This is a genomic window from Nitrosomonas sp. Nm166, from assembly GCF_900112825.1.
Lineage (GTDB): Bacteria > Pseudomonadota > Gammaproteobacteria > Burkholderiales > Nitrosomonadaceae > Nitrosomonas.
This window is the reverse complement of the sequence record NZ_FONE01000034.1, coordinates 1-20,422: the sequence shown is the minus strand read 5'-3', so window position 1 is coordinate 20,422 and position 20,422 is coordinate 1. Positions and strand designations below refer to the sequence as shown.

Genomic DNA, 20,422 nt, shown 5'->3' with positions numbered 1-20,422 from the left:
ATATTCCCTCTATAACTGTTCGCATTATCTCCATATTCATGTTAGTTCGCTGGTTGTATTATTTTTTTGTTTCAATGTCCGCATTGGGCTTGATTGGTATATTATTAGCCGGGTTTGCCGCGCTGGTTATATATTCCAATTTACCTTCACTGGATACACTCACTGACTACCGTCCCAAAATACCTCTACGGATATATAGTGATGAAGGGCTCTTAATAGGAGAATTTGGCGCAGAGCGTCGAAATGTTGTAGAAATTTCCGAAGTGCCTGAACATCTTAAACAAGCAATTCTTGCTGCAGAAGATGATCGTTTTTATGAACATAGCGGTGTGGATTATTTAGGAGTATTGCGTGCCGCTTATTCAAATTTCTCAGCAGGCAGTGTGCGCCAAGGCGCTAGTACCATAACCATGCAAGTAGCAAGAAATTTTTTCCTGACCAGAGAAAAAACATTTACTAGAAAACTCAGTGAAGCATTATTAGCGTTCAAAATTGAGCATAACCTTAGTAAAGATAAAATTCTAGAACTTTACATCAACCAAATTTATCTCGGTCAACGTAGCTATGGTTTTGCAGCAGCTGCTCAAATATATTTTGGCAAATCACTGCAAGAAATTAACATGGCTGAAGCTGCCATGTTAGCTGGATTGCCCAAAGCACCTTCCAGCTATAATCCTATCAGTAGCCCTAAACGTGCTAAAAGTCGGCAACTTTATGTATTAGGTCGATTGCATAAACTTAATCATATCTCAGATGAGGAATTGAGTGAGCTAGAAAAACAGCCTGTTCCTGTTAAAAGACAATCAACAGTTTTCGCAATGCCTGCTGACTATGTTGCTGAGATGGTTCGTCAAGTCATATATGATCGTTACCAGGAAGAAGCTTATAGCAAAGGTATCAGAGTCTATACAACTATTCGCCAGTTGGATCAGACAGCCGCTTATCAGGCGTTAAGAAAAAACATTCTTGAGTATGACAGGCGTCGAGGTTATCGGGGACCGGAAGTTTATTTCGATTTACTGAAATATGGTGTCAACCAGGAAAAAATACTCGATGATGCACTGGATGAAGTTAATGATAGCGATGACATTTATCCGGCCATCGTATTAACTGCTAAACCCAATAAAGTACAGGCTTATCGTAAAGGTGGAGAAGTCATTGAAATCACAAGTGAGGGACTCAAATTCGCACAGAAATTTTTAACTGATAAAAAAGAGGCTGGAAAAAAATACATTGTCCCAGGTGCACTCATTCGTATACAGAAAGATAAAAAAAATATTTGGCACATCGTTCAGCTTCCAGAAATAGAAGCAGCACTTGTTTCTCTTAACCCAAATGATGGCGCCATCCATGCATTAATAGGCGGATTTGATTTTCATAAAAATCAATTCAACCATGTCACACAGGCATGGCGACAACCGGGATCCAGCTTTAAACCCTTCATTTATTCCGCGGCTTTGGAAAAAGGCTTTACTCCGGCTACAATCATCAATGATGCGCCACTTTCCTTCAGTGCAACTCAAACGGGTAGTCAATTATGGGAACCAAAGAATTTTGATGGAAAGTTTGAAGGTCCTATGCGCATGCGAACTGCGCTAACTAAATCTAAAAATCTTGTGTCTATTCGAATACTCCAGGCTATCGGCATACAATATGCTCAAGATTACATTACCCGATTTGGTTTTGATGCAAACCGTCACCCTCCCTATTTACCAATGGCATTAGGCTCTGGCTCAGTTACGCCAATACAAATGGCTGCCGGGTATGCAGTTTTTGCAAATGGTGGTTACCGCATTGCTCCTTATTTTATAAAAAGCATTGAAGATGAGAAAGGCAATATACTCGAACGATTCCAGCCTGTGACAGTTTCAAATGGCGCCAAGCGCGTGATTGATCCGCGGAATGCATTTATCATGACAAGCATGATGCAAGATGTGATCAATCATGGCACAGCCATTAAAGCTAAGCAATTGAAGCGTAAAGATTTAGCAGGCAAAACCGGAACCACGAGTAATTTTGTTGATGCATGGTTTTGTGGTTTTCAAAAGAATCTGGTGACTATTGCCTGGACAGGATATGATGAACCCAAGTCATTAGGAAACAACGAAACTGGAGGACGTGTTGCATTACCTATTTGGATGGATTACATGGAACCGGTCCTGAAAAATATTTCTATGGCGGAACACAAACTTCCTAAAGGAATTCTTGCAACTAAAATCAACTCAGCAACAGGATTTAGAGATTCGAGTGGAGATATGGCCGAATATTTCTTTAGCGAGCAACTCCCTCCACTCTCAGACGACACACTATCTGTTGAGCATACACCCAAAGCCACAACAGATCTAAGGGATCAATTGTTCTAATATTACTTATTTAACCAATTTGCTGCTTCAACAGCATAGTAAGTTAAAATCCCGTCTGCGCCAGCGCGCTTGAATGCAAGTAATGATTCCAATACACAGGATTCTTCATTTAACCATCCATTTAGCGAAGAAGCTTTGAGCATGGCATATTCACCACTGACTTGATATACAAATGTTGGAGCACCATATTGGTCTTTCACGCGGCGTACGATATCCAAATAAGGCATCCCAGGTTTAATCATAACCATGTCAGCGCCCTCGCTCAGATCCAGCCCAACCTCCCACAGTGCTTCATCCGAATTTGCGGGATCCATTTGATAAGTATGTTTATTACTTGTACCAAGATTTGCCGCTGATCCAACTGCATCTCGAAATGGCCCATAAAAATTTGAAGCATATTTTGCTGAATAAGCCAAAATGCGCGTATGAATGAATTGTTGGCTATCCAAAGCATGCCTGATTGCCGCAATGCGCCCATCCATCATATCGGATGGTGCTACAATATCAGCACCTGCTTGAGCATGTGCTAATGCTTGCTGACAAAGGACACGCACCGTTTCATCGTTCATTACATAGCCAGACTGATCAATTAAACCATCCTGGCCATGGCTTGTATATGGATCCAGTGCAACATCCGTGATTACGCCCAATTCGGGAAAATTCTGCTTTAATTGCCTAACTATCCTGGGCACTAATCCATCTGGGTTATAGGCCTCATTCGCTGTCAGATTCTTAAATTCAGCATCGATAACCGGAAAAACAGCAAGTGCAGGAATACCTAGCTGTAAACATCTTTCAGCTTCAATCATTAAGTGATCAATACTCTGCCTTACTACACCTGGCATGGAGGTGACATTTTCAATGCGTTTTTTTCCATCTAAAACAAAAACTGGGTAAATTAAATCATCTGTTCGAAGATGGTTTTCTTGCACAAGACGACGGGAAAACTCATCACGACGCATGCGACGCATTCTTCTTTGAGGAAATTGACTATGAAAAAGCATAAAAAATTTAAATAAAATTTAACTTGGGAACTTATTAAATAGTTATGTCCTCTTATAAATGGACAGTCTTGATCGTGTCCCCTGTCTTCCCTCCCTGAGACAGGGCCTTAAGTGATATTAAGGCGGTTCCCCCGGTTTTACTCCCCTTTTAACCGGGGGTCTTTTAATTTTATCTAAAATAAAGCTTATTATACCCTTAATTATCTGTAAGCCATTAATTATTTGTAAACCATTTATTAATGACAAATCTTGCCTCTTCAACACCTATAGCCGATAAACTTGAAAATAGTTGAACACTACATTGTGAGCAAGCACTTCTCTTCAAATATAGGCTGACTTCTTTCAAGGTAATATTCGCCTGCTGTTTACTCAACTTATCAGCTTTAGTTAATAAAATATGAATTGCTCTTCCTGATGGTGCAAACCACTCAAGCATTTGAATATCTGAAGATTTAAGTGGATGACGAATATCCATTATCAATATTAACCCCTTGAGTGACTTGCGCGTTTGCAAATAACTACTCAACAATTTTTCCCAATGCTGATGAATGGAATAAGGAACTTTAGCGTATCCATATCCCGGTAAATCAACAAGAAACTGTCCGGTATCCAATTTAAAGAAATTAATTTGTTGAGTACGTCCTGGTGTTTTACTGACGAAAGCCAAACGATTTCGATGAGTAAGCGTATTAATGACACTCGATTTACCAGCATTTGATCTGCCGGCAAATGCGACCTCCTCAATACCCGAGCACGGTGGCAAATCTTGCGCGTCATTGATTGATGTATAAAAGGTAGCACTTTGGAAGTGAAGCATGAGTATTCTTTTAATTCTTTGGGATTAAGTGTCTCATTGAAGATCATCAGCAATGACAACTAATCCTTCCAGTACCAAATTATCAATAATTGTGATCGGAAATTTAATAAAAGGTATTAATTCAGATACTCCCCCACCACTCATAACACATTTCTCAACAGGGTGACTTAATTGTAAAGAAAGCAAGTTGTACATTCGCTCAATTGCACCTATTAAACATTGGATTACACCACTTCGAACTCCATCGTCAGTATTCTGAGGAAATTCTTTATAATTTCCCGTATCAGTAGTTATTAATTGTGTGCCTGACAATAAGCTGTTTCTTATCAGGTGAATTCCAGGCACGATGATACCGCCTAAGAATTCTCCAGAATCAGAGAGAGCATCGATAGTCAGGGCAGTACCGACATTAATAACTAAACAAGCGTGGCCCTGAATCTTCCAAGCAGCAATTAAAGCAGCCCATCGATCGCTACCTAATTGAGTAGGATTTAAATAATTATTAAAGACACTACATTGAAATGCCTGGGCAACTATCCAGTGAGGTTTAACCGGCCAAACGGAAAGGAGTATATCGAGTTGATCTCGCGTGTATACACGAGCAACATGCGAAACAACAATTACTGATGGTTCTGGTAAATCAGCAAATTCCTTTTCTAATGAAGATACGCCAGTATAACAAACTTTACCTTTTTTGAGCCATTGATGATTAGCATATAGACCCCATTTAACATATGAGTTTCCGGAATCAATCGCTAATATATAAGGCATACTATATACTTATGGCTGCTTTGTGCGGATGGAAACATCTCCCACATTATAAAAATTTCTGCCAGTGCTTGTTTTCAAAGAGAGCGCTCCATCATTATTAATCCCATCAATAATGCCTTCAATTACAAGATTATTAGGCAGAGTTAGATAAATATTTTTACCTTCATATCCATGATAGCTTATCCATTCTTTTTTAAAATGTGCAAAACCATATTTTTCAAAGCTCATCAAAATGCTTCGTAATTCTGATAGTAATGCACCGAATAATAAGTTTCGATCTATATATTTACCAGTGATAGCAAATAAATCAGTAACTTGTTGTGTAATAGCTGATTTAACTTTTTCAGAAAGATTAAAGTTAATACCAATACCGATTACAGCGTATGATACATCCCGTATTTCTCTCCGAAGTTCAATTAAAACACCAGCTAATTTGTAATGATCAAACAAAATATCGTTAGGCCATTTAAGGCTGACATTTTGGATAGAAAAAGAGTTAAGAACACGAATTATCGCAATACCAACAGTCAAACTGAGGCCCGACAATGAAGATATACTTTGTTCAAAGCGCCATCCCAATGAGAACGTAAGACTATCGCCCAATCCACTATACCAGTTACGACCAATTCTGCCACGTCCATTTGTCTGTAATTCGGCAGCAACGACAGGAATACAATCACAACGACCTATTTGTCTATTCTCTAAATTGTTAAGAAGGAAATTATTTGTAGAATCAATTAAATCAAAAATCTTTATGTTAAAAAAATTTGAATTGATGCAGGTACTGCTAAGGATAGAATCAGAATTTAACCATTGGATAGGGGTTTCCCAACGATAATTGCGTTCACAATGCTTAGTTAAATTAACTCCATAATTATCGATTTGTTTTATCGCATTCAAAACTTCTGCATGTGAGCACTGGAGTTGTTCCGCTATTGATACATCGGAATAGAATTTTCCGTCGCTTAATAAGCGAAGAATAGAAAATATAAGTTGATTCATATTAGTAGGATCATAAATCGATAAAAGTCTGGATCCTACTAATAGACTCCTCTATTAAAAGTAAGACAATAGAAGAAAAAAGTTATTTTAATGATGGATGCCACATAAATAATAAAGAATTATGATTTACTCTTCAGTGTTTGCTGATTTAGAAGTTTGTTCATTATCTGGTCTATCTACTAGCTCAACAAACGCCATTGGTGCATTATCGCCTTTTCTAAAACCATACTTGAGAATTCGCAAATATCCACCAGGTCGTGTTTCGTAACGTGGTCCTAATTCTGAAAATAGCTTAGTCACAATTTCTCGATCCCGAAGCTTATTAAAAGCTAATCTACGATTAGACAAAGTTGGTTTTTTTCCTAAAGTTATAACAGGCTCGACATATTTCCTAAGCTCTTTGGCTTTCGGTAAGGTAGTGGTAATAACCTCATGTCTCAACAATGAGTTGCTCATATTGCGAAACATAGCTGTACGATGACTACTTGATCGGTTTAACTTTCTTAAGCCGTTATTGTGGCGCATGATTCAAATCCTTAGCAATATTATCAAGATTAGGCGGTGGCCAATTATCTAATTTCATACCTAATGAAAGGTCGCGTGCAGCTAATACTTCCTTTATCTCATTAAGGGACTTTCTTCCTAGATTTGGAGTGCGCAGCAATTCAGCTTCTGTGCGTTGAATCAGATCCCCTATATAATAAATATTTTCAACCTTAAGACAATTAGCAGATCTAACGGTAAGCTCTAAATCATCAACTGGACGCAACAAAATAGGGTCAATCGATGGAATTTGTGGCTGCTCCTTAGCAACTGGAGTGCTCTCTAAATCCGCAAAAACGGATAATTGCTGAACTAGAATTCGTGCAGCGTACCGAATTGCCTCCTCGGGTTCAACAATTCCATTTGTTTCGAGATCCATGATGAGTTTATCTAAATCGGTTCTTTGTTCAACACGAGCACTTTCAACGGTATAACTAACTCGTCTGATGGGACTGAAAGACGCATCTAATAAAATTGTACCTATTGTTTTATCAGAATCTTTGCTTTTTCTTACAGTAGCAGGAACATATCCACGCCCTTTTTCCACCTTTAATTGGATATCAATTTTTCCGTCAGCTGTTAAATGAGCAATAACATGATCAGGGTTCAGAATTTCAACATCATGACTAATTTCTATATCACTAGCTGTAACAACGCCCTTACCAGATTTTTTTAAGGAAAGTATAGCTTCATTATTGCCATGTAATTTTAATATTATTCCTTTTATATTCAACAAAATATCAACCACATCTTCCTGCACACCATCAAGCGCGGAATATTCGTGAACGACACCAGCGATTTTTACTTCAGTGGGCGCATAGCCTGTCATAGATGACAAAAGAATCCGACGCAGTGCATTTCCTAAGGTATGCCCATACCCTCTTTCGAAGGGTTCCATAACAACCTTAGCATGTAGTGGTGATATATTTTGAACATCAATAATACGAGGCGTTAATAATTCATTACCCTGCATAGTAGTAAGGTCCTTTTACATAAAGCAAACCAATAGAAAATTAATTACTTGGAGTATAATTCCACAACCAATGATTCATTAATTGTTGCGGGTAATTCTGAACGATCTGGTTTAGCTTTAAAAGTGCCTTTCATTTCTTTAACGTTTACTTCTATCCATGATGGAAAATGGCGATTATCAGCTGTATCTAAAGCTGCCTTAATACGTAATTGATTTTTAGCATTATTTGCAACTTCAATAATATCACCAGCTTTGACTAAATAGGTTGGCACATTAACACGTTTACCATTAACAAGAATACAGTTGTGTCTTACAACTTGTCTTGCTTCGGCGCGTGATGAACCAAAGCCCATATGATAAGCTACACTATCAAGGCGGCTTTCAAGTAATTGCAATAAAGTATCGCCCGTAATATCCCTGCTTTTATCGGCAGTCTTGTAAATATTGCGAAATTGTCGTTCTAATATTCCATAGATCCTTCTAACCTTTTGTTTTTCACGAAGCTGACCGCCATAATCGGATAATCTTCCTTTTTTTTGTCCATGTTGTCCGGGAGGATAATTTCTTCTTTCAATTGCGCATTTATCTGTAAAACATTTTTCGCCTTTTAAGAATAATTTTTCGCCTTCGCGGCGACACTGCTTACATTTAGGTTCAAGATTTCTAGCCAATGCATTCTCCTCAAATACGGCGTTTTTTGGGTGGACGGCATCCATTATGCGGGACAGGTGTCACATCAGAAATACTCGTAATTTTAAAACCAGCTGCATTCAAAGCCCGAACGGCCGAATCTCTTCCTGGTCCCGGTCCTTTGATTCTAACTTCCAAGTTCTTAACGCCACAATCCATCGCAATTTTGCTAGCATTTTCAGCAGCAACTTGAGCCGCAAATGGTGTGCTTTTGCGTGATCCTTTAAAGCCAGCTCCTCCAGAGGTAGCCCAAGAAAGAGCATTTCCTTGTCTATCGGTTATAGTTACTATAGTATTATTAAAAGAAGCATGAATATGTGCTACACCTTCTGAGATATTCTTTTTTACTTTCTTACGTACGCGAGAAGCTGTCTTAACCATAAAAATAGAATTCCTAATTTTAAATATTCAACAAAAATTTATCTCGCCCTTACTGCTTTACGAGGTCCTTTTCGAGTTCTAGCATTGGTGCGCGTGCGCTGACCTCGTACAGGAAGACCTCGACGGTGTCGTAAACCACGATAGCATCCAAGATCCATTAATCGTTTAATATTCATGGAAACTTCTCTGCGTAAATCACCTTCAATTGTTAGCTTTGTAATATGATCACGTAATTGATCAATTTGTTCATCCGACAAGTCTTTTATTTTTATATCTGTTTCAATTCCAACAGATTTACAAATACTTTTAGAGCTTGATCTTCCAATTCCATAGATTGCTGTAAGAGCTATACCTACATGCTGATGATTTGGAATATTTACGCCAGCAATACGCGCCATTTAATCTTCCTGTTTATGTTTTTGGATTTTATTTAACCTTGCCGCTGCTTGTGTCGAGGATCAGTACAAATTACTCGTACAACTCGATTTCGGCGAATTACTTTACAATTCCTACAAAATCTCTTTACAGATGCATTTACTTTCATTAATAAAATTCCTCATCAATATCCCCTATTATTTAGCACGAAAGGTTATTCTTGCACGTGTTAAATCATAAGGCGTTAAATCAACTGTTACCTTATCGCCTGGTAATATTCTTATATAATGCATACGCATCTTTCCAGATATATGACCAAGTACTATATGACCATTTTCAAGTTTAACTCTAAACGTTGCATTAGGGAGTGTTTCAAGAATCTCACCTTGCATCTGTATTGTTTCTTCTTTAGCCATTAATTTATATAAATTTATTTGATAGGAATTCTTCCAGTGCTACCTTTAAAATTGGCCTTTTTCAATAGACTATCGTACTGTGATGACATCACATGGGATTGAATTTGTGACATAAAATCCATAGTAACAATAACTATAATTAAAAGAGAAGTACCGCCAAAATAAAAAGGCACATTCCATTTTAGAATTAAAAATTCAGGTAGCAAGCATACAAGCGTTACATATATTGATCCTGTCAATGTCAATCGCAGCATGATTCTTTCAATATAACGCGTAGTCTGATCCCCTGGGCGTATACCAGGTATAAAAGCACCACTTTTTTTAAGATTGTCAGCAGTTTCTTTCGGATTAAATACAAGTGCAGTATAAAAAAAGCAAAAGAAAATGATCATAATAGCATAAAGAATTACATAAATTGGCTGTCCAGGAGATAAAGCAGCACTAAGATCTTTTAACCAAAGCATAGATTCACCGCTAGCAAACCAGCCAGCTAACGTTGCAGGAAATAAAATAATGCTAGAAGCAAAAATAGGAGGAATAACACCAGCCATATTAAGCTTTAAAGGCAAATGTGAGCTCTGACCGCCATAAACCTTACGCCCGACCTGTCGCTTTGCGTAATTTACCAGTATTCTTCTTTGACCTTTTTCAACAAAAACCACAAGACCTGTAATTAATGCCGCTACAATAAAAATACCTAGGGCTACTAAAAAATGCATAGATCCGGTGCTAACCAAATCTAAAGTTCCTCCGATTGCACTGGGCAATCCCGCAGCAATGCCTGCAAAAATAATCAAAGAAATCCCATTACCTATGCCTCGCTCAGTAATTTGTTCACCCAGCCACATCAAAAAAATAGTACCCGTTACCAATGTAATAACCGTAGTTAATATAAACATCGTGCCAGGTGCTATGACTAATCCAGCCTGCGACTGTAATGCGATAGAAATGCCATAACTTTGAACAAGCGCTAATGCTAAAGTTCCATAACGAGTGTACTGGGTAATTTTTCTTCTTCCACTTTCGCCTTCTTTTTTTAAAGCTTCAAGATAAGGAACAGCTACAGTACCTAGTTGCATTATGATTGAAGCGGATATATATGGCATAATGCCAAGCGCAAAAATCGAGAATCTAGAGAGAGCACCGCCTGAAAACATATTGAACATGCCTAGAACACCGCTTTCTTGAGATTCGAACAGATCTTTTAGTACAATTGGGTCTATGCCGGGTACAGGAACATGCGCACCTATTCTATACACTACCAATGCAAGCAATAGAAACCATAAGCGACGCTTTAGTTCAGCGAATTTATCAACAGATTTATTTGACATTTTCTTATAGCCCAATTATTGCCCAGCTTCTACGAAATCGTTCCACCAGCCATTTCTATAGCTTTTTTTACACCGCAAGTTACAGCAATGCCTTCCAAATTTATTCTCCGTTCAAAACTACCCGATTTGTAAATTTTAACTTTTTTAGCGCTATCTGGAATAATATTATGTTTTTTCAATAACATGATATTGATTTCGGCATCTTGCAATGTATTCAATTCAGAAAATCTCAATCGATGATATCTACGGTTGCTCAAAGTAGTAAAACCTCTTTTAGGTAGCCGACGTTGAATTGGCATTTGACCTCCTTCAAATCCAACTTTATGAAAACCACCTGCTCTTGATTTTTGTCCTTTATGGCCACGTCCACAGGTTTTTCCAAAACCTGATCCTATGCCTCGACCAACTCTTGTTTTATTCTTTTTTGCACCATCGGCTGGTTTTATTGAATTCAAATACATAATTATGCTAGTCACATTTTAAAAGATAATTAACTTTATGGACCATTCCACGTGTTTCAGGTGTATCAGCGAGAATTGAAGAGCTATTTAATTTCTTCAGCCCCAGGCCACGAACAGTTGCGCGATGAGATTTTTTTGTTCCAATGACACTTTTTACAAGAGTCACTTTAATTAATTTTCGTTTTTTATCTATCATTATTCTTGCCCAAGTACTTCCTTAATAGTCTTTCCTCGCTTCGCTGCAATATAAGCGGGTGTATTCATAGCACTTAATCCATTAAGTGTTGCTCTAACAACATTGTAAGGGTTTGTTGAGCCGATACATTTTGCCAGAATATTGGTCATCCCCATCACTTCAAATATAGCTCGCATAGGACCACCTGCTATAATTCCAGTGCCCTCTGGTGCTGGCTGTAAATACACTTTAGCAGCACCATGTGATCCAACAACAGGATGATAAATGGTTCCACCTTTCAGCTTGACTTTTATCATCTTTCTGCGCGCCTCGTCCATTGCTTTCTGAACTGCTATTGGAACCTCACGCGACTTTCCTTTGCCCATGCCCACACTACCATCGCCATCGCCAACAACGGTAAGTGCGGCAAACCCAAGTATGCGTCCGCCTTTCACAACCTTCGTAACTCTATTGATGGCTACCATCTTTTCCCGCAAATCATCACTACTTTCTTCAGGTCCAATTACTTTATCACCTGCTTTACCAATTTTGGCCATTATGAAACCTTTTCTCTAGAATTTAAGACCATTTTCGCGAGCTGCTTCAGCCAATGCTTTTACTCGACCGTGATATTTATAGCCTGCTCTATCAAAAGCTATCTGCGAGATTCCGCATTTTCTTCCTTTCTCAGCTATTCGCTTTCCAATAAAAGCTGCTGCTGCAATGTTACTGCCAGACGACATTTCATTACGTACATCAGGCTCCAAGGTTGATGCGCTCGTTATTACTTTTTTACTTTTATTATCTATAAGTTGAGCGTAAATGTGCAAATTAGTACGATGAACAGACAATCGTACTACACCGAGTTCACTAATTTTTTTTCGAGTCTTTTGGGAGCGCCTAATTCGTTTTTCTTTTAAGTTCAGCATTTTCAACTCAATTATTTTTTCTTTGTTTCTTTAAGAATGATAACTTCATCAGAGTATCGCACGCCTTTCCCTTTATAGGGTTCAGGTTTTCTATAAGCGCGTATTTCTGCAGCCGTTTGTCCTACCTTTTGTTTATCTATCCCTCTAATAATTATTTCAGTTTGTGAAGGCGTTTCAATTGAAATTCCTTCAGGAACTATATGATCAATAGGATGTGAAAAGCCTAATGCTAAATTTATTTTATTTGCACTAGGCTGCGCTCTATACCCTACCCCAACTAGCAATAATTTTTTTTCAAATCCAACTGAGACTCCTCGTATCATGTTAGCTATGAGTGCACGAATAGTTCCAGATATGGAGTTAGCATGCTTAGAATCATTAGATGCTTTAACCCTTAAAACATTGTCGCTCTGTTCTAGCAAGACATCATCTGTAAGCGCCTGTCTCAAATTTCCTAAAGGGCCTTTGATAGAAATTTCTAGAGGTGTAATGTCAATCACGACATTTGAAGGTATGGAGATTGGATTATTACTTACTCGTGACATTTAAAAGTCCTTTAAACGATAATGCATAATAATTCACCACCTATACCGGCTAAACGAGCTTTTCGCTCTGTCATTACACCTTTCGATGTAGATACAATAGCAATCCCTAATCCATTCATAATATTTGGCAAATTCTCTCTACTTTTATATATTCTCAAACCTGGTTTACTTACACGCTTAATATTTTCAATAACAGGTGCTCCAGAATAATACTTAAGGGTTATCGCGAGTGAGCTTTTATTACCGTCATTATTAATACGATAACTTTCAATATAACCCTCGTCTTTTAGCACATTCGTTATAGCTAATTTGATACGCGAGTTCGGTATATTAACGGTTTTCTTTTTTGCCAATTGCGCATTACGTATTCGAGTTAACATATCAGCAATTGGATCACTCATACTCATAACAACACCTTAAATATTTAAAATTATCACTATTTCTTAACAATATTTAATCTATATTGCTAAGCCAAGCTCATCACCAGCTAGCTTTGATTATTCCGGGTATTTTACCACTCATCGCGATATCTCTAAGCTTGCTTCTTCCAAGACCAAATTTTGAATATATACCACGCGGTCTTCCTGTTAGCGCACATCTATTTCTTAAACGAACCGGACTAGAATCTCTGGGAAGTTTTTGCAACTTAATGCGAGCGTTATATCGCTCCTCATCAGTAAAGTTCGGATTATTTATTATTTTGTTCAGTACAGAACGCTGCTCAGTATATTTACGAACTATCTTTTGTCTTTTAATATTTCTATTAATAATAGCAAGCTTAGCCATCTCAACCCTCAGTTCTTAAACGGAAAACTAAAAGCAGACAGCAATGCTCTAGCTTCAACATCACCCTTAGCCGTCGTAGTAATCGATATATTCATGCCGCGCAATGTATCGATCTTATCGTAGTCAATCTCAGGAAATATAATCTGTTCTTTTATGCCCATGTTATAATTTCCTCTGCCATCAAAAGACTTTCCTGAGATTCCGCGAAAATCACGAATTCGAGGAATTGCAATTGTTATCAATCTGTCTAGGAATTCATACATTCTTACACCTCTTAACGTAACCATGCATCCGATGGGATATGCTTCTCTCACTTTAAAAGTTGCAATAGATTTCCTCGCTCTTGTTACTACAGGTTGTTGACCGCAGATCTTTTTCATATCAGACAAGGCATGCTCAATTATTTTCTTATCTGTTGTAGCTTCGCCTAGCCCCATATTAAGCGTAATTTTAATAATACGAGGGACTTCCATCACAGATTTATATTTAAATTGATCGATTAACTGTTTAGTAACAGTATTACGATAATATTCTTGTAGCCGTGCCATAGACTTCGTTTCCTCAAATTATGATTCAATTACTTCGCCCGTGGATTTATATATGCGAGTTTTATTTTTATTTATATCTATTTTAAATCCTACTCGATCTGTCTGTTTTGAAGCGAAATTATAAATTGCAACATTTGAAACATGTATAGGCATCTCTCTATCTATAATCCCACCAATACTGCCTTTTGCGGGGTTCGGCTTCTGATGCTTCTTAACAGAATTAACACCTTGTACGACGACTTGGCTAGGGCTCTCAACTCTTAAAATTAAACCTCTTTTACCCTTGTCTTTACCTGCAATAATTACGACATCATCACCTTTTTTTAACTTCCGCATATCTTTTCCTGTTATCAGCTACAACACTTCTGGAGCCAGTGATACGATTTTCATAAAACGTGCGTTTCTTAGTTCTCTAGTAACAGGACCAAAAATCCGCGTTCCAATAGGCTCAAGCTTATTATTTAATAACACAGCTGCATTCTCATCAAACTTTAATAAAGAGCCATCAATTCGTCGTATGCCTTTAGCTGTTCTAACAATAACGGCGTTGTAAACCTCACCTTTCTTCACACGACCTCTTGGGGCTGCATCCTTTATGCTTACTTTAATGATGTCGCCAATACCGGCATACTGTCTTTTTGATCCACCTAGTACCTTGATACACATAATAGATCGAGCACCTGTGTTATCAGCCACTTTTAATATTGATTGCATTTGAATCATTTTATTCGCTCTTTAATTTTCTATGGATCAACGTAGATAACGAGCTGTTAACTGTTCATCACTTCACTAGCTTCGCGTTTACATTCGAAGACTCGCAAAAACCGATTATTTTACCTGCCAATAAGACTATAAACAAGAATGATTTTACTTAATGTCTAGCAAATAGTATTTTTTCGTACAATTTATTATTCTAATTTATTAGATTCATTTTTTAATGACCCTATTATTCTCCAACTCTTGGTTTTAGATATAGGTCTACACTCTTCAATAAGTACATTATCGCCAATAGAAAATTGATTATTATCATCATGTGCATGATATTTTTTCGAACGGGTAATAAATTTTCCATAAAGAGGATGCTTTAGTCTACGCTCTACCAACACAGTTACAGTTTTGTCCATTTTATTACTTGTAACCCTTCCACTCAAAGTACGTCTAATTTTTTCACTTGTCATGGTTGCTTAATTTCTGAGTTATAACAGTTTTTACTCGTGCAATATCTTTTTTAATTAATTTTAGCTGCTTAGTATTGGAAAGTTGCTGCGTTGCCAATTGCATTCTTAATCCAAAATGTGCTTTTAACAGAGCAACGAGCTCACTATTTAATTCATGTAATTGCTTTTTTCTCAATTCACTCGCTTTCATAACTATCCACCAATTTGTCTTACTGTAAACATTGTTCTGATAGGTAGCTTAGCGGCAGCTAATCGAAATGCTTCTCTGGCCAATTCTTCATTAACCCCATCCATTTCATATAGCATTTTTCCAGGCTGTATTTCTGCCACAAAATATTCCGGACTCCCCTTACCCTTACCCATTCTAACTTCGGCTGGTTTATGTGATATCGGTTTATCAGGGAAAATTCGAATCCAGATCCGTCCACCTCTTTTGATATGCCTGGTCATGGCTCGTCGCGCAGCTTCTATCTGACGTGCGGTTAGTCTTCCCCTACCAATTGCTTTAAGCCCAAATTCACCAAAGCTTACTTTTACACCACGGGTTGCCATACCAGTGTTTCGTCCCTTTTGCTGTTTTCGAAATTTAGTCCTAGCTGGCTGTAGCATTATTATCTCCAGAGTCTACATACTCATTTCTTACCATATCACTAGCACTCTCATTTAAGTCTTCAATACCTTCCACATTGAGATCTTTATTTTTTGAATTAATAGGCTTAGCGAAAGAAGTAGATGCTTTTTTAATACTCTTCTTTTTTTCATTGTCAACAGATGAAGTATTTGAAGTTAGTACATTAGCTTCATCGCCCTTTCCGAGCACTTCTCCCTTAAAAATCCAAACTTTTATACCGATAACCCCATAAGTTGTTCTAGCTTCTGATGTACCATAATCAAGATCAGCTCTTAATGTATGTAATGGTACTCTTCCTTCTCGATACCATTCAGTTCGTGCTATTTCGATTCCATTGAGTCTACCAGAACTCATGATTTTAATTCCTTGAGCACCCAATCTCATTGCATTTTGCATGGCACGTTTCATGGCTCGGCGAAACATAATTCTTTTTTCTAATTGCTGGGCTATATTATCGGCGATCAGTTGTGCATCTAGCTCGGGCTTCCGTATCTCCTCAATATTAACATGAACAGGGACCCCCATTCTTTTTTGTAATTCAGCTCGCAGCACTTCAATATCCTCGCCTTTTTTTCCAATCACAACACCAGGACGAGAGCTAAAAATAGTTATTCTTGCATTCTTGGAAGGTCTTTCAATTAATACCCTCCCAACAGAGGCATTTTTTAATTTATCATTGAGAAAAGCCCGAACTTTTATATCTTCGTTGAGCATAGTCGCAAAATTATTACTATTCGCATACCATCTAGACAACCAGTTTCTTTGAACTGAAAGACGAAAACCGGTTGGATGAATTTTTTGACCCATATCAGTTAGTACCTTTATTTAGTATGACCGATGCTATCACCGACTGTGAGTGATATATGACAAGTAGGCTTTACAATTCTATTACCCCGTCCTTTTGCTCGTGCGCTTGTACGCTTCATTGATGTGCCGCGATCTACGAGAATTGCTGATACTTTAAGCTCATCTATATCAGCTCCATCATTGTGCTCAGCATTAGCTATTGCTGATTCCAACAACTTCCGTATAATACCCGCACCTTTCTTTGGACTAAATGCCAGGATATGTAATGCCTTTTCTACAGGTAATCCTCGGATTTGATCAGCTACCAAACGTCCTTTCTGGGCTGACAAGCGAATACCTCGCAATATCGCAGTTGTTTCCATCGTTATTCCTATCGCTTCGTAACAGCTTTCTTATCACCAGCATGACCTTTAAAGGTACGCGTGAGTGAAAACTCGCCAAACTTATGACCAACCATATTTTCGGTTACAAAAATTGGTATATGTTGTTTGCCATTATGAACTGCCACCGTCATTCCAATAAAATCTGGCAATATCGTAGATCGTCTAGACCATGTTTTAATGGGTCTTTTATCATTCGTGCTACGCGCTTTTTCTATTTTTTCCAATAAATGAACATCAACAAAGGGGCCTTTTTTTACTGAACGTGCCATATAATTATCCTTTCTTTGAATATCTGTGACGGACTATCATCACTTCAGTTCTTTTATTACTTCTTGTTCTATAACCTTTTGCAGGTACCCCCCATGGACTAACAGGATGTCTACCTGCGGAAGTTCTACCTTCTCCTCCTCCATGTGGGTGATCAATTGGATTCATCGCAACACCTCGCACAGTTGGCCTAATTCCGCGCCAGCGTATTGCCCCTGCCTTACCAATTGATCTCAGACTATGTTCTGCATTCCCTACTTCGCCAATAGTTGCATAACAATCAATATGGACTTTTCGAATCTCGCCTGAGCGAAGCTTAAGTTGTGCATAATTTCCTTCTCTCGCTTGCAATTGCACGGATGCACCTGCAGAACGAGCTAACTGGGCCCCTTTACCGGGCAATAACTCAACACAATGAATTACTGTTCCAACGGGTATATTGCGCAAGGGTAATGCATCCCCCGGTTTAATCTGTGCATTTTTTCCACTACAAATTTGTGCGCCTATATTCAATCCCTTCGGTGCAATAATGTATCTTCTTTCACCATCTTTATAACATACTAAGGCTATATTGGCCGTTCGATTAGGATCGTATTCTATACGTTCAACAGTCGCAGGTATATCAACTTTATCGCGTTTAAAGTCAATTATTCTGTAATGCTGCTTATGTCCGCCTCCGCGATGTCTCGTTGTTATGCGTCCATGGTTATTTCGACCAGCAATTTTAGATTGTTTCTCTGTTAAGCCTTTATAAGGTGCGCCTTTGTATAAATCTTTATTGATAAGTTTAATAACTGAACGACGTCCCGGAGATGTTGGTCTTGATTTTACCAGCGCCATATCACTTAACCTCTGCTGTTGCAAAATTAGTGAAATTCAATTCTTGCCCTTTCTTAATACTTACTATAGCTTTTTTCCAATTGCTTCTTCGTCCTAAAAAACGTCCAAATCTTTTTTGTTTTCCCTTTATATTGATAGTCCGAACATTGGTGACCTCTATTTTCTGCTCCTTCCATAACAATTCAATAGCAGCTTTTATTTCTTTTTTAGTAGCATCCGTAGTCACGCGAAATATAGTTTGATTATTTTTTTCTCCCACGAAAGTGGCTTTTTCCGACACATAAGGTGCTAATATAATTTTTAACAATCGTTCATGAGCGATATTAATATTTTTCATGAGAGAAGTTCCTCAAATTTCTTTAAGCCATCCATTGTAATAAGAGTTTTTTTGAATCTTAAAAGACTGATCGGATCGACATTCTTCACTTCCACAACGGCGACATGAGGAATATTTCGAGAAGATAAATATAAATTCTGGGTTATTTCATGCGTGACTACCAAGACCTCGCTTAATCCAATTTCTTTTAATTTCGCTAAAAATTCCTTTGTCTTATGAGTATCTACATTAAATGTATCAGTAACTAACAACCGTCCGTCCCGGATAAGCTGTGAAAAAATTACGCTGATACCAGCACGGTACATTTTTTTATTTAATTTTTTCTTAAAATTTTCATCCGGCTTATTTGGAAAAATTTTCCCGCCTCCACGCCAAATGGGACTTGATGCCATCCCTGCACGGGCTCTACCCGTACCTTTTTGCCTCCATGGTTTTCTTGTAGATTTGGCTACATCAGCCCTTCCCTTTTGTGCTCTAGTGGCACCGCGTGCATTTGACAAATAGGAAGTTACAACTTGATGAACAAGCGCCTCATTGTAATCTCTATTAAAAAGCACATCAGAAACAGCAACAGTCTCTGTCTGATTTTTTTTTCCGATAAGCTTAAGTTCCATTACCTGTTCACCTTCTTACTATTTATTCTGCTTACTGATTAGTATTCTTTGTTTTTACGCTGGGACGTATAATAACATTACTTCCTTTAAAGCCAGGTATTGCGCCTTTGACGTGTAATAAGCTTCTTTCACTATCAATTCTTAAAATCTCAAGATTCTGTATAGTTCTTTTAACATTACCCATATGGCCTGACATGCGCTTACCCGGAAAAACGCGCCCAGGATCTTGTGCCATCCCAATAGACCCAGGCTTGTTATGCGCTTTTGAATTGCCATGGCTGGCTCTATTCGAAGAAAAATTGTGCCGTTTTAAGGCACCTGCATAACCTTTACCTATTGTTATTCCTGACACATCAACTTTCTGGCCAACTTTAAAAGTATCGCTTTTAATCACTGCTCCGATTTCCAGTGACTTAAGAGAATCGTCATTCTCAACTCTGAATTCTCTCAAAATACTGCCTACTTCTACGCCCACCTTGGAATAGTGACCGGCAATGGATTTATTTACTCGATTCGCTCTTTTTTTACCAAAAGTTAACTGAACTGCATGGTATCCATCTGTTTCGACCTTCTTGATCTGAGTCACACGATTGTTTGATACGTCAATAACTGTTACTGGTAGACTATCCCCATTTTCAGTAAATATACGCGTCATACCGACCTTTCGACCGATTAGTCCCAAACTCATTTTTTTTCCTTTCAAAGGAGCTTATCTAACTAGCTTCTGTTCTGTGTTCTTAAATTGAAATTTTATTGATGGTTTAGTTTATTATCTTAATAAAAATTTTATAATTTAATTTCAACATCTACGCCGGCTGGTAAATCTAATTTCATCAGCGCATCCACTGTCTTATCAGTGGGATCAATAATATCCATCAATCTTAAATGTGTTCTGATCTCAAACTGATCTCGCGATGTTTTATTTACATGAGGTGAACGCAACACATCAAAACGCTCTATTCGAGTCGGAAGGGGCACAGGGCCTTTAACAACAGCCCCTGTTCTTTTTGCCGTTTCAACTATTTCGAGTGCTGATTTATCAATTAACCGATAATCAAAGGCTTTAAGACGAATTCTAATTTTCTGATTTTGCATATATACTCAATCCTGAGCTTATAATAATTTTAATTTATTGAATCCTATTCTTTAATAACCTTATCAAACTATTCAATAATTTTTGCAACGACACCAGCACCGACAGTTCTTCCGCCTTCTCGTATCGCAAAACGCAACCCATCTTCCATCGCAATAGGTG

At 38.0% G+C, this 20,422-nt stretch carries 34 protein-coding genes and 1 pseudogene; 1 reads left to right on the top strand and 34 read right to left on the bottom strand.

Features of this window, described 5'->3' with window-relative positions:
* Window positions 1-38 precede the first annotated feature (38 nt).
* Window positions 39-2,363, top strand: coding sequence for a penicillin-binding protein 1A (locus BM021_RS10385; RefSeq protein ID WP_090720967.1), 2,325 nt, complete (start codon window positions 39-41; stop codon window positions 2,361-2,363).
* A gap of 2 nt (window positions 2,364-2,365) precedes the next feature.
* On the opposite strand, the gene hemB is transcribed toward BM021_RS10385, so the two are convergent.
* From hemB to BM021_RS10215, 34 genes and pseudogenes are all read right to left on the bottom strand, one after another.
* Window positions 2,366-3,367, bottom strand: coding sequence for a porphobilinogen synthase (gene hemB / locus BM021_RS10380; RefSeq protein ID WP_090720966.1), 1,002 nt, complete (start codon window positions 3,365-3,367; stop codon window positions 2,366-2,368).
* A 214-nt stretch (window positions 3,368-3,581) separates the two neighbouring features.
* Window positions 3,582-4,184: a ribosome biogenesis GTP-binding protein YihA/YsxC gene (gene yihA / locus BM021_RS10375; protein ID WP_090720965.1), complete on the bottom strand. Its 603-nt coding sequence runs from the start codon at window positions 4,182-4,184 to the stop codon at window positions 3,582-3,584.
* 33 nt (window positions 4,185-4,217) lie between these two features.
* A complete protein-coding gene (locus BM021_RS10370) occupies window positions 4,218-4,955 on the bottom strand; it encodes a type III pantothenate kinase (RefSeq protein WP_090720964.1) in 738 nt (245 codons plus the stop codon).
* A 9-nt stretch (window positions 4,956-4,964) separates the two neighbouring features.
* The gene (locus BM021_RS10365) at window positions 4,965-5,957 is read right to left on the bottom strand and encodes a biotin--[acetyl-CoA-carboxylase] ligase (RefSeq protein WP_090720963.1); all 993 of its coding nucleotides are present in this window, start codon (window positions 5,955-5,957) and stop codon (window positions 4,965-4,967) included.
* Between the two features lie 126 nt (window positions 5,958-6,083).
* A complete protein-coding gene (gene rplQ / locus BM021_RS10360) occupies window positions 6,084-6,482 on the bottom strand; it encodes a 50S ribosomal protein L17 (protein ID WP_090720962.1) in 399 nt (132 codons plus the stop codon).
* Window positions 6,469-7,473: a DNA-directed RNA polymerase subunit alpha gene (gene rpoA, locus BM021_RS10355; RefSeq protein WP_090720961.1), complete on the bottom strand. Its 1,005-nt coding sequence runs from the start codon at window positions 7,471-7,473 to the stop codon at window positions 6,469-6,471. Before rpoA ends, rplQ begins: the two co-directional genes overlap by 14 nt.
* Window positions 7,474-7,517: 44 nt before the next feature.
* Window positions 7,518-8,144: a 30S ribosomal protein S4 gene (rpsD, locus tag BM021_RS10350; RefSeq protein WP_090720960.1), complete on the bottom strand. Its 627-nt coding sequence runs from the start codon at window positions 8,142-8,144 to the stop codon at window positions 7,518-7,520.
* A gap of 10 nt (window positions 8,145-8,154) precedes the next feature.
* Window positions 8,155-8,544 carry a 30S ribosomal protein S11 gene (gene rpsK, locus BM021_RS10345; protein ID WP_090720959.1) on the bottom strand — a complete coding sequence of 130 codons (390 nt, stop codon included), beginning with the start codon at window positions 8,542-8,544 and terminating at the stop codon, window positions 8,155-8,157.
* 38 nt (window positions 8,545-8,582) lie between these two features.
* Entirely contained in the window at window positions 8,583-8,942 is a 360-nt protein-coding gene (gene rpsM / locus BM021_RS10340; protein WP_090720958.1) for a 30S ribosomal protein S13, read from the bottom strand.
* Window positions 8,943-8,974: 32 nt separating this feature from the next.
* Window positions 8,975-9,088 (bottom strand): 50S ribosomal protein L36, encoded by a 114-nt coding sequence (gene rpmJ, locus BM021_RS10335; RefSeq protein WP_090720957.1) that lies wholly within the window; start codon window positions 9,086-9,088, stop codon window positions 8,975-8,977.
* A 28-nt stretch (window positions 9,089-9,116) separates the two neighbouring features.
* A complete protein-coding gene (gene infA / locus BM021_RS10330; protein ID WP_013647126.1) occupies window positions 9,117-9,335 on the bottom strand; it encodes a translation initiation factor IF-1 in 219 nt (72 codons plus the stop codon).
* 14 nt (window positions 9,336-9,349) lie between these two features.
* Window positions 9,350-10,666: a preprotein translocase subunit SecY gene (gene secY / locus BM021_RS10325; protein ID WP_090720956.1), complete on the bottom strand. Its 1,317-nt coding sequence runs from the start codon at window positions 10,664-10,666 to the stop codon at window positions 9,350-9,352.
* Between the two features lie 29 nt (window positions 10,667-10,695).
* The gene (gene rplO / locus BM021_RS10320) at window positions 10,696-11,127 is read right to left on the bottom strand and encodes a 50S ribosomal protein L15 (RefSeq protein ID WP_090720955.1); all 432 of its coding nucleotides are present in this window, start codon (window positions 11,125-11,127) and stop codon (window positions 10,696-10,698) included.
* A 7-nt stretch (window positions 11,128-11,134) separates the two neighbouring features.
* The gene (gene rpmD / locus BM021_RS10315; RefSeq protein ID WP_090720954.1) at window positions 11,135-11,323 is read right to left on the bottom strand and encodes a 50S ribosomal protein L30; all 189 of its coding nucleotides are present in this window, start codon (window positions 11,321-11,323) and stop codon (window positions 11,135-11,137) included.
* A complete protein-coding gene (gene rpsE, locus BM021_RS10310; protein ID WP_090720953.1) occupies window positions 11,323-11,859 on the bottom strand; it encodes a 30S ribosomal protein S5 in 537 nt (178 codons plus the stop codon). The genes rpmD and rpsE overlap by 1 nt, the downstream gene beginning before the upstream one ends.
* A 15-nt stretch (window positions 11,860-11,874) precedes the next feature.
* Complete coding sequence (gene rplR / locus BM021_RS10305; RefSeq protein WP_090720952.1) at window positions 11,875-12,231, bottom strand: 50S ribosomal protein L18; 357 nt, start codon at window positions 12,229-12,231, stop codon at window positions 11,875-11,877.
* 11 nt (window positions 12,232-12,242) lie between these two features.
* Window positions 12,243-12,776, bottom strand: a complete 534-nt coding sequence (gene rplF / locus BM021_RS10300; RefSeq protein ID WP_090720951.1) for a 50S ribosomal protein L6 — start codon at window positions 12,774-12,776, stop codon at window positions 12,243-12,245.
* An 11-nt stretch (window positions 12,777-12,787) separates the two neighbouring features.
* The gene (rpsH, locus tag BM021_RS10295) at window positions 12,788-13,183 is read right to left on the bottom strand and encodes a 30S ribosomal protein S8 (protein ID WP_090720950.1); all 396 of its coding nucleotides are present in this window, start codon (window positions 13,181-13,183) and stop codon (window positions 12,788-12,790) included.
* 73 nt (window positions 13,184-13,256) lie between these two features.
* Window positions 13,257-13,562, bottom strand: a complete 306-nt coding sequence (gene rpsN, locus BM021_RS10290) for a 30S ribosomal protein S14 (protein ID WP_090720949.1) — start codon at window positions 13,560-13,562, stop codon at window positions 13,257-13,259.
* 8 nt (window positions 13,563-13,570) lie between these two features.
* Window positions 13,571-14,110 carry a 50S ribosomal protein L5 gene (rplE, locus tag BM021_RS10285; protein WP_090720948.1) on the bottom strand — a complete coding sequence of 180 codons (540 nt, stop codon included), beginning with the start codon at window positions 14,108-14,110 and terminating at the stop codon, window positions 13,571-13,573.
* 18 nt (window positions 14,111-14,128) lie between these two features.
* Window positions 14,129-14,446, bottom strand: coding sequence for a 50S ribosomal protein L24 (rplX, locus tag BM021_RS10280; RefSeq protein WP_090720947.1), 318 nt, complete (start codon window positions 14,444-14,446; stop codon window positions 14,129-14,131).
* An 18-nt stretch (window positions 14,447-14,464) separates the two neighbouring features.
* Window positions 14,465-14,833: a 50S ribosomal protein L14 gene (rplN, locus tag BM021_RS10275; RefSeq protein WP_090720946.1), complete on the bottom strand. Its 369-nt coding sequence runs from the start codon at window positions 14,831-14,833 to the stop codon at window positions 14,465-14,467.
* 185 nt (window positions 14,834-15,018) lie between these two features.
* Window positions 15,019-15,288, bottom strand: a complete 270-nt coding sequence (gene rpsQ, locus BM021_RS10270) for a 30S ribosomal protein S17 (protein WP_090720945.1) — start codon at window positions 15,286-15,288, stop codon at window positions 15,019-15,021.
* Entirely contained in the window at window positions 15,278-15,478 is a 201-nt protein-coding gene (rpmC, locus tag BM021_RS10265) for a 50S ribosomal protein L29 (RefSeq protein WP_090720944.1), read from the bottom strand. Before rpmC ends, rpsQ begins: the two co-directional genes overlap by 11 nt.
* 2 nt (window positions 15,479-15,480) lie before the next feature.
* Window positions 15,481-15,897, bottom strand: a complete 417-nt coding sequence (rplP, locus tag BM021_RS10260; RefSeq protein ID WP_090720943.1) for a 50S ribosomal protein L16 — start codon at window positions 15,895-15,897, stop codon at window positions 15,481-15,483.
* Window positions 15,881-16,726, bottom strand: a complete 846-nt coding sequence (rpsC, locus tag BM021_RS10255; RefSeq protein ID WP_090720942.1) for a 30S ribosomal protein S3 — start codon at window positions 16,724-16,726, stop codon at window positions 15,881-15,883. Before rpsC ends, rplP begins: the two co-directional genes overlap by 17 nt.
* 14 nt (window positions 16,727-16,740) lie before the next feature.
* Complete coding sequence (rplV, locus tag BM021_RS10250) at window positions 16,741-17,088, bottom strand: 50S ribosomal protein L22 (RefSeq protein ID WP_090720941.1); 348 nt, start codon at window positions 17,086-17,088, stop codon at window positions 16,741-16,743.
* An 8-nt stretch (window positions 17,089-17,096) separates the two neighbouring features.
* Window positions 17,097-17,378: a 30S ribosomal protein S19 gene (gene rpsS, locus BM021_RS10245; RefSeq protein WP_090720940.1), complete on the bottom strand. Its 282-nt coding sequence runs from the start codon at window positions 17,376-17,378 to the stop codon at window positions 17,097-17,099.
* A 4-nt stretch (window positions 17,379-17,382) separates the two neighbouring features.
* Window positions 17,383-18,216 carry a 50S ribosomal protein L2 gene (rplB, locus tag BM021_RS10240; RefSeq protein WP_090720939.1) on the bottom strand — a complete coding sequence of 278 codons (834 nt, stop codon included), beginning with the start codon at window positions 18,214-18,216 and terminating at the stop codon, window positions 17,383-17,385.
* 1 nt (window position 18,217) lies between these two features.
* Window positions 18,218-18,553, bottom strand: coding sequence for a 50S ribosomal protein L23 (rplW, locus tag BM021_RS10235; RefSeq protein WP_090720938.1), 336 nt, complete (start codon window positions 18,551-18,553; stop codon window positions 18,218-18,220).
* The gene (gene rplD, locus BM021_RS10230; protein ID WP_090720937.1) at window positions 18,550-19,167 is read right to left on the bottom strand and encodes a 50S ribosomal protein L4; all 618 of its coding nucleotides are present in this window, start codon (window positions 19,165-19,167) and stop codon (window positions 18,550-18,552) included. Before rplD ends, rplW begins: the two co-directional genes overlap by 4 nt.
* Before the next feature lie 31 nt (window positions 19,168-19,198).
* The gene (gene rplC / locus BM021_RS10225) at window positions 19,199-19,855 is read right to left on the bottom strand and encodes a 50S ribosomal protein L3 (protein ID WP_090720936.1); all 657 of its coding nucleotides are present in this window, start codon (window positions 19,853-19,855) and stop codon (window positions 19,199-19,201) included.
* Window positions 19,856-19,953: 98 nt separating this feature from the next.
* Entirely contained in the window at window positions 19,954-20,262 is a 309-nt protein-coding gene (gene rpsJ / locus BM021_RS10220; RefSeq protein WP_013966801.1) for a 30S ribosomal protein S10, read from the bottom strand.
* Between the two features lie 68 nt (window positions 20,263-20,330).
* Window positions 20,331-20,422 (bottom strand): annotated as a pseudogene (locus BM021_RS10215) (elongation factor Tu); the annotation flags it as partial.

Excerpts from the sequence above, each read along its gene's own strand:
- rplW (WP_090720938.1), bottom strand. The coding sequence starts at position 18,553 with ATGAAAAATATTAATATCGCTCATGAACGATTGTTAAAAATTATATTA.
- rplF (WP_090720951.1), bottom strand. The coding sequence starts at position 12,776 with ATGTCACGAGTAAGTAATAATCCAATCTCCATACCTTCAAATGTCGTG.
- rplV (WP_090720941.1), bottom strand. The coding sequence starts at position 17,088 with ATGGAAACAACTGCGATATTGCGAGGTATTCGCTTGTCAGCCCAGAAA.
- rpsE (WP_090720953.1), bottom strand. The coding sequence starts at position 11,859 with ATGGCCAAAATTGGTAAAGCAGGTGATAAAGTAATTGGACCTGAAGAA.
- rpsJ (WP_013966801.1), bottom strand. The coding sequence starts at position 20,262 with ATGCAAAATCAGAAAATTAGAATTCGTCTTAAAGCCTTTGATTATCGG.
- rplO (WP_090720955.1), bottom strand. The coding sequence starts at position 11,127 with ATGTATTTGAATTCAATAAAACCAGCCGATGGTGCAAAAAAGAATAAA.
- rplB (WP_090720939.1), bottom strand. The coding sequence starts at position 18,216 with ATGGCGCTGGTAAAATCAAGACCAACATCTCCGGGACGTCGTTCAGTT.
- BM021_RS10365 (WP_090720963.1), bottom strand. The coding sequence starts at position 5,957 with ATGAATCAACTTATATTTTCTATTCTTCGCTTATTAAGCGACGGAAAA.
- rpsN (WP_090720949.1), bottom strand. The coding sequence starts at position 13,562 with ATGGCTAAGCTTGCTATTATTAATAGAAATATTAAAAGACAAAAGATA.
- rplQ (WP_090720962.1), bottom strand. The coding sequence starts at position 6,482 with ATGCGCCACAATAACGGCTTAAGAAAGTTAAACCGATCAAGTAGTCAT.
- rplC (WP_090720936.1), bottom strand. The coding sequence starts at position 19,855 with ATGAGTTTGGGACTAATCGGTCGAAAGGTCGGTATGACGCGTATATTT.
- rplN (WP_090720946.1), bottom strand. The coding sequence starts at position 14,833 with ATGATTCAAATGCAATCAATATTAAAAGTGGCTGATAACACAGGTGCT.
- rplR (WP_090720952.1), bottom strand. The coding sequence starts at position 12,231 with ATGCTGAACTTAAAAGAAAAACGAATTAGGCGCTCCCAAAAGACTCGA.
- rpmJ (WP_090720957.1), bottom strand. The coding sequence starts at position 9,088 with ATGAAAGTAAATGCATCTGTAAAGAGATTTTGTAGGAATTGTAAAGTA.
- BM021_RS10370 (WP_090720964.1), bottom strand. The coding sequence starts at position 4,955 with ATGCCTTATATATTAGCGATTGATTCCGGAAACTCATATGTTAAATGG.
- rpsK (WP_090720959.1), bottom strand. The coding sequence starts at position 8,544 with ATGGTTAAGACAGCTTCTCGCGTACGTAAGAAAGTAAAAAAGAATATC.
- infA (WP_013647126.1), bottom strand. The coding sequence starts at position 9,335 with ATGGCTAAAGAAGAAACAATACAGATGCAAGGTGAGATTCTTGAAACA.
- hemB (WP_090720966.1), bottom strand. The coding sequence starts at position 3,367 with ATGCTTTTTCATAGTCAATTTCCTCAAAGAAGAATGCGTCGCATGCGT.
- rpsC (WP_090720942.1), bottom strand. The coding sequence starts at position 16,726 with ATGGGTCAAAAAATTCATCCAACCGGTTTTCGTCTTTCAGTTCAAAGA.
- secY (WP_090720956.1), bottom strand. The coding sequence starts at position 10,666 with ATGTCAAATAAATCTGTTGATAAATTCGCTGAACTAAAGCGTCGCTTA.
- BM021_RS10385 (WP_090720967.1), top strand. The coding sequence starts at position 39 with ATGTTAGTTCGCTGGTTGTATTATTTTTTTGTTTCAATGTCCGCATTG.
- rplP (WP_090720943.1), bottom strand. The coding sequence starts at position 15,897 with ATGCTACAGCCAGCTAGGACTAAATTTCGAAAACAGCAAAAGGGACGA.
- rpsS (WP_090720940.1), bottom strand. The coding sequence starts at position 17,378 with ATGGCACGTTCAGTAAAAAAAGGCCCCTTTGTTGATGTTCATTTATTG.
- rpmC (WP_090720944.1), bottom strand. The coding sequence starts at position 15,478 with ATGAAAGCGAGTGAATTGAGAAAAAAGCAATTACATGAATTAAATAGT.
- rpoA (WP_090720961.1), bottom strand. The coding sequence starts at position 7,473 with ATGCAGGGTAATGAATTATTAACGCCTCGTATTATTGATGTTCAAAAT.
- rpmD (WP_090720954.1), bottom strand. The coding sequence starts at position 11,323 with ATGATAGATAAAAAACGAAAATTAATTAAAGTGACTCTTGTAAAAAGT.
- rpsQ (WP_090720945.1), bottom strand. The coding sequence starts at position 15,288 with ATGACAAGTGAAAAAATTAGACGTACTTTGAGTGGAAGGGTTACAAGT.
- rplD (WP_090720937.1), bottom strand. The coding sequence starts at position 19,167 with ATGGAACTTAAGCTTATCGGAAAAAAAAATCAGACAGAGACTGTTGCT.
- rplE (WP_090720948.1), bottom strand. The coding sequence starts at position 14,110 with ATGGCACGGCTACAAGAATATTATCGTAATACTGTTACTAAACAGTTA.
- yihA (WP_090720965.1), bottom strand. The coding sequence starts at position 4,184 with ATGCTTCACTTCCAAAGTGCTACCTTTTATACATCAATCAATGACGCG.
- rplX (WP_090720947.1), bottom strand. The coding sequence starts at position 14,446 with ATGCGGAAGTTAAAAAAAGGTGATGATGTCGTAATTATTGCAGGTAAA.
- rpsM (WP_090720958.1), bottom strand. The coding sequence starts at position 8,942 with ATGGCGCGTATTGCTGGCGTAAATATTCCAAATCATCAGCATGTAGGT.
- rpsH (WP_090720950.1), bottom strand. The coding sequence starts at position 13,183 with ATGAGTATGAGTGATCCAATTGCTGATATGTTAACTCGAATACGTAAT.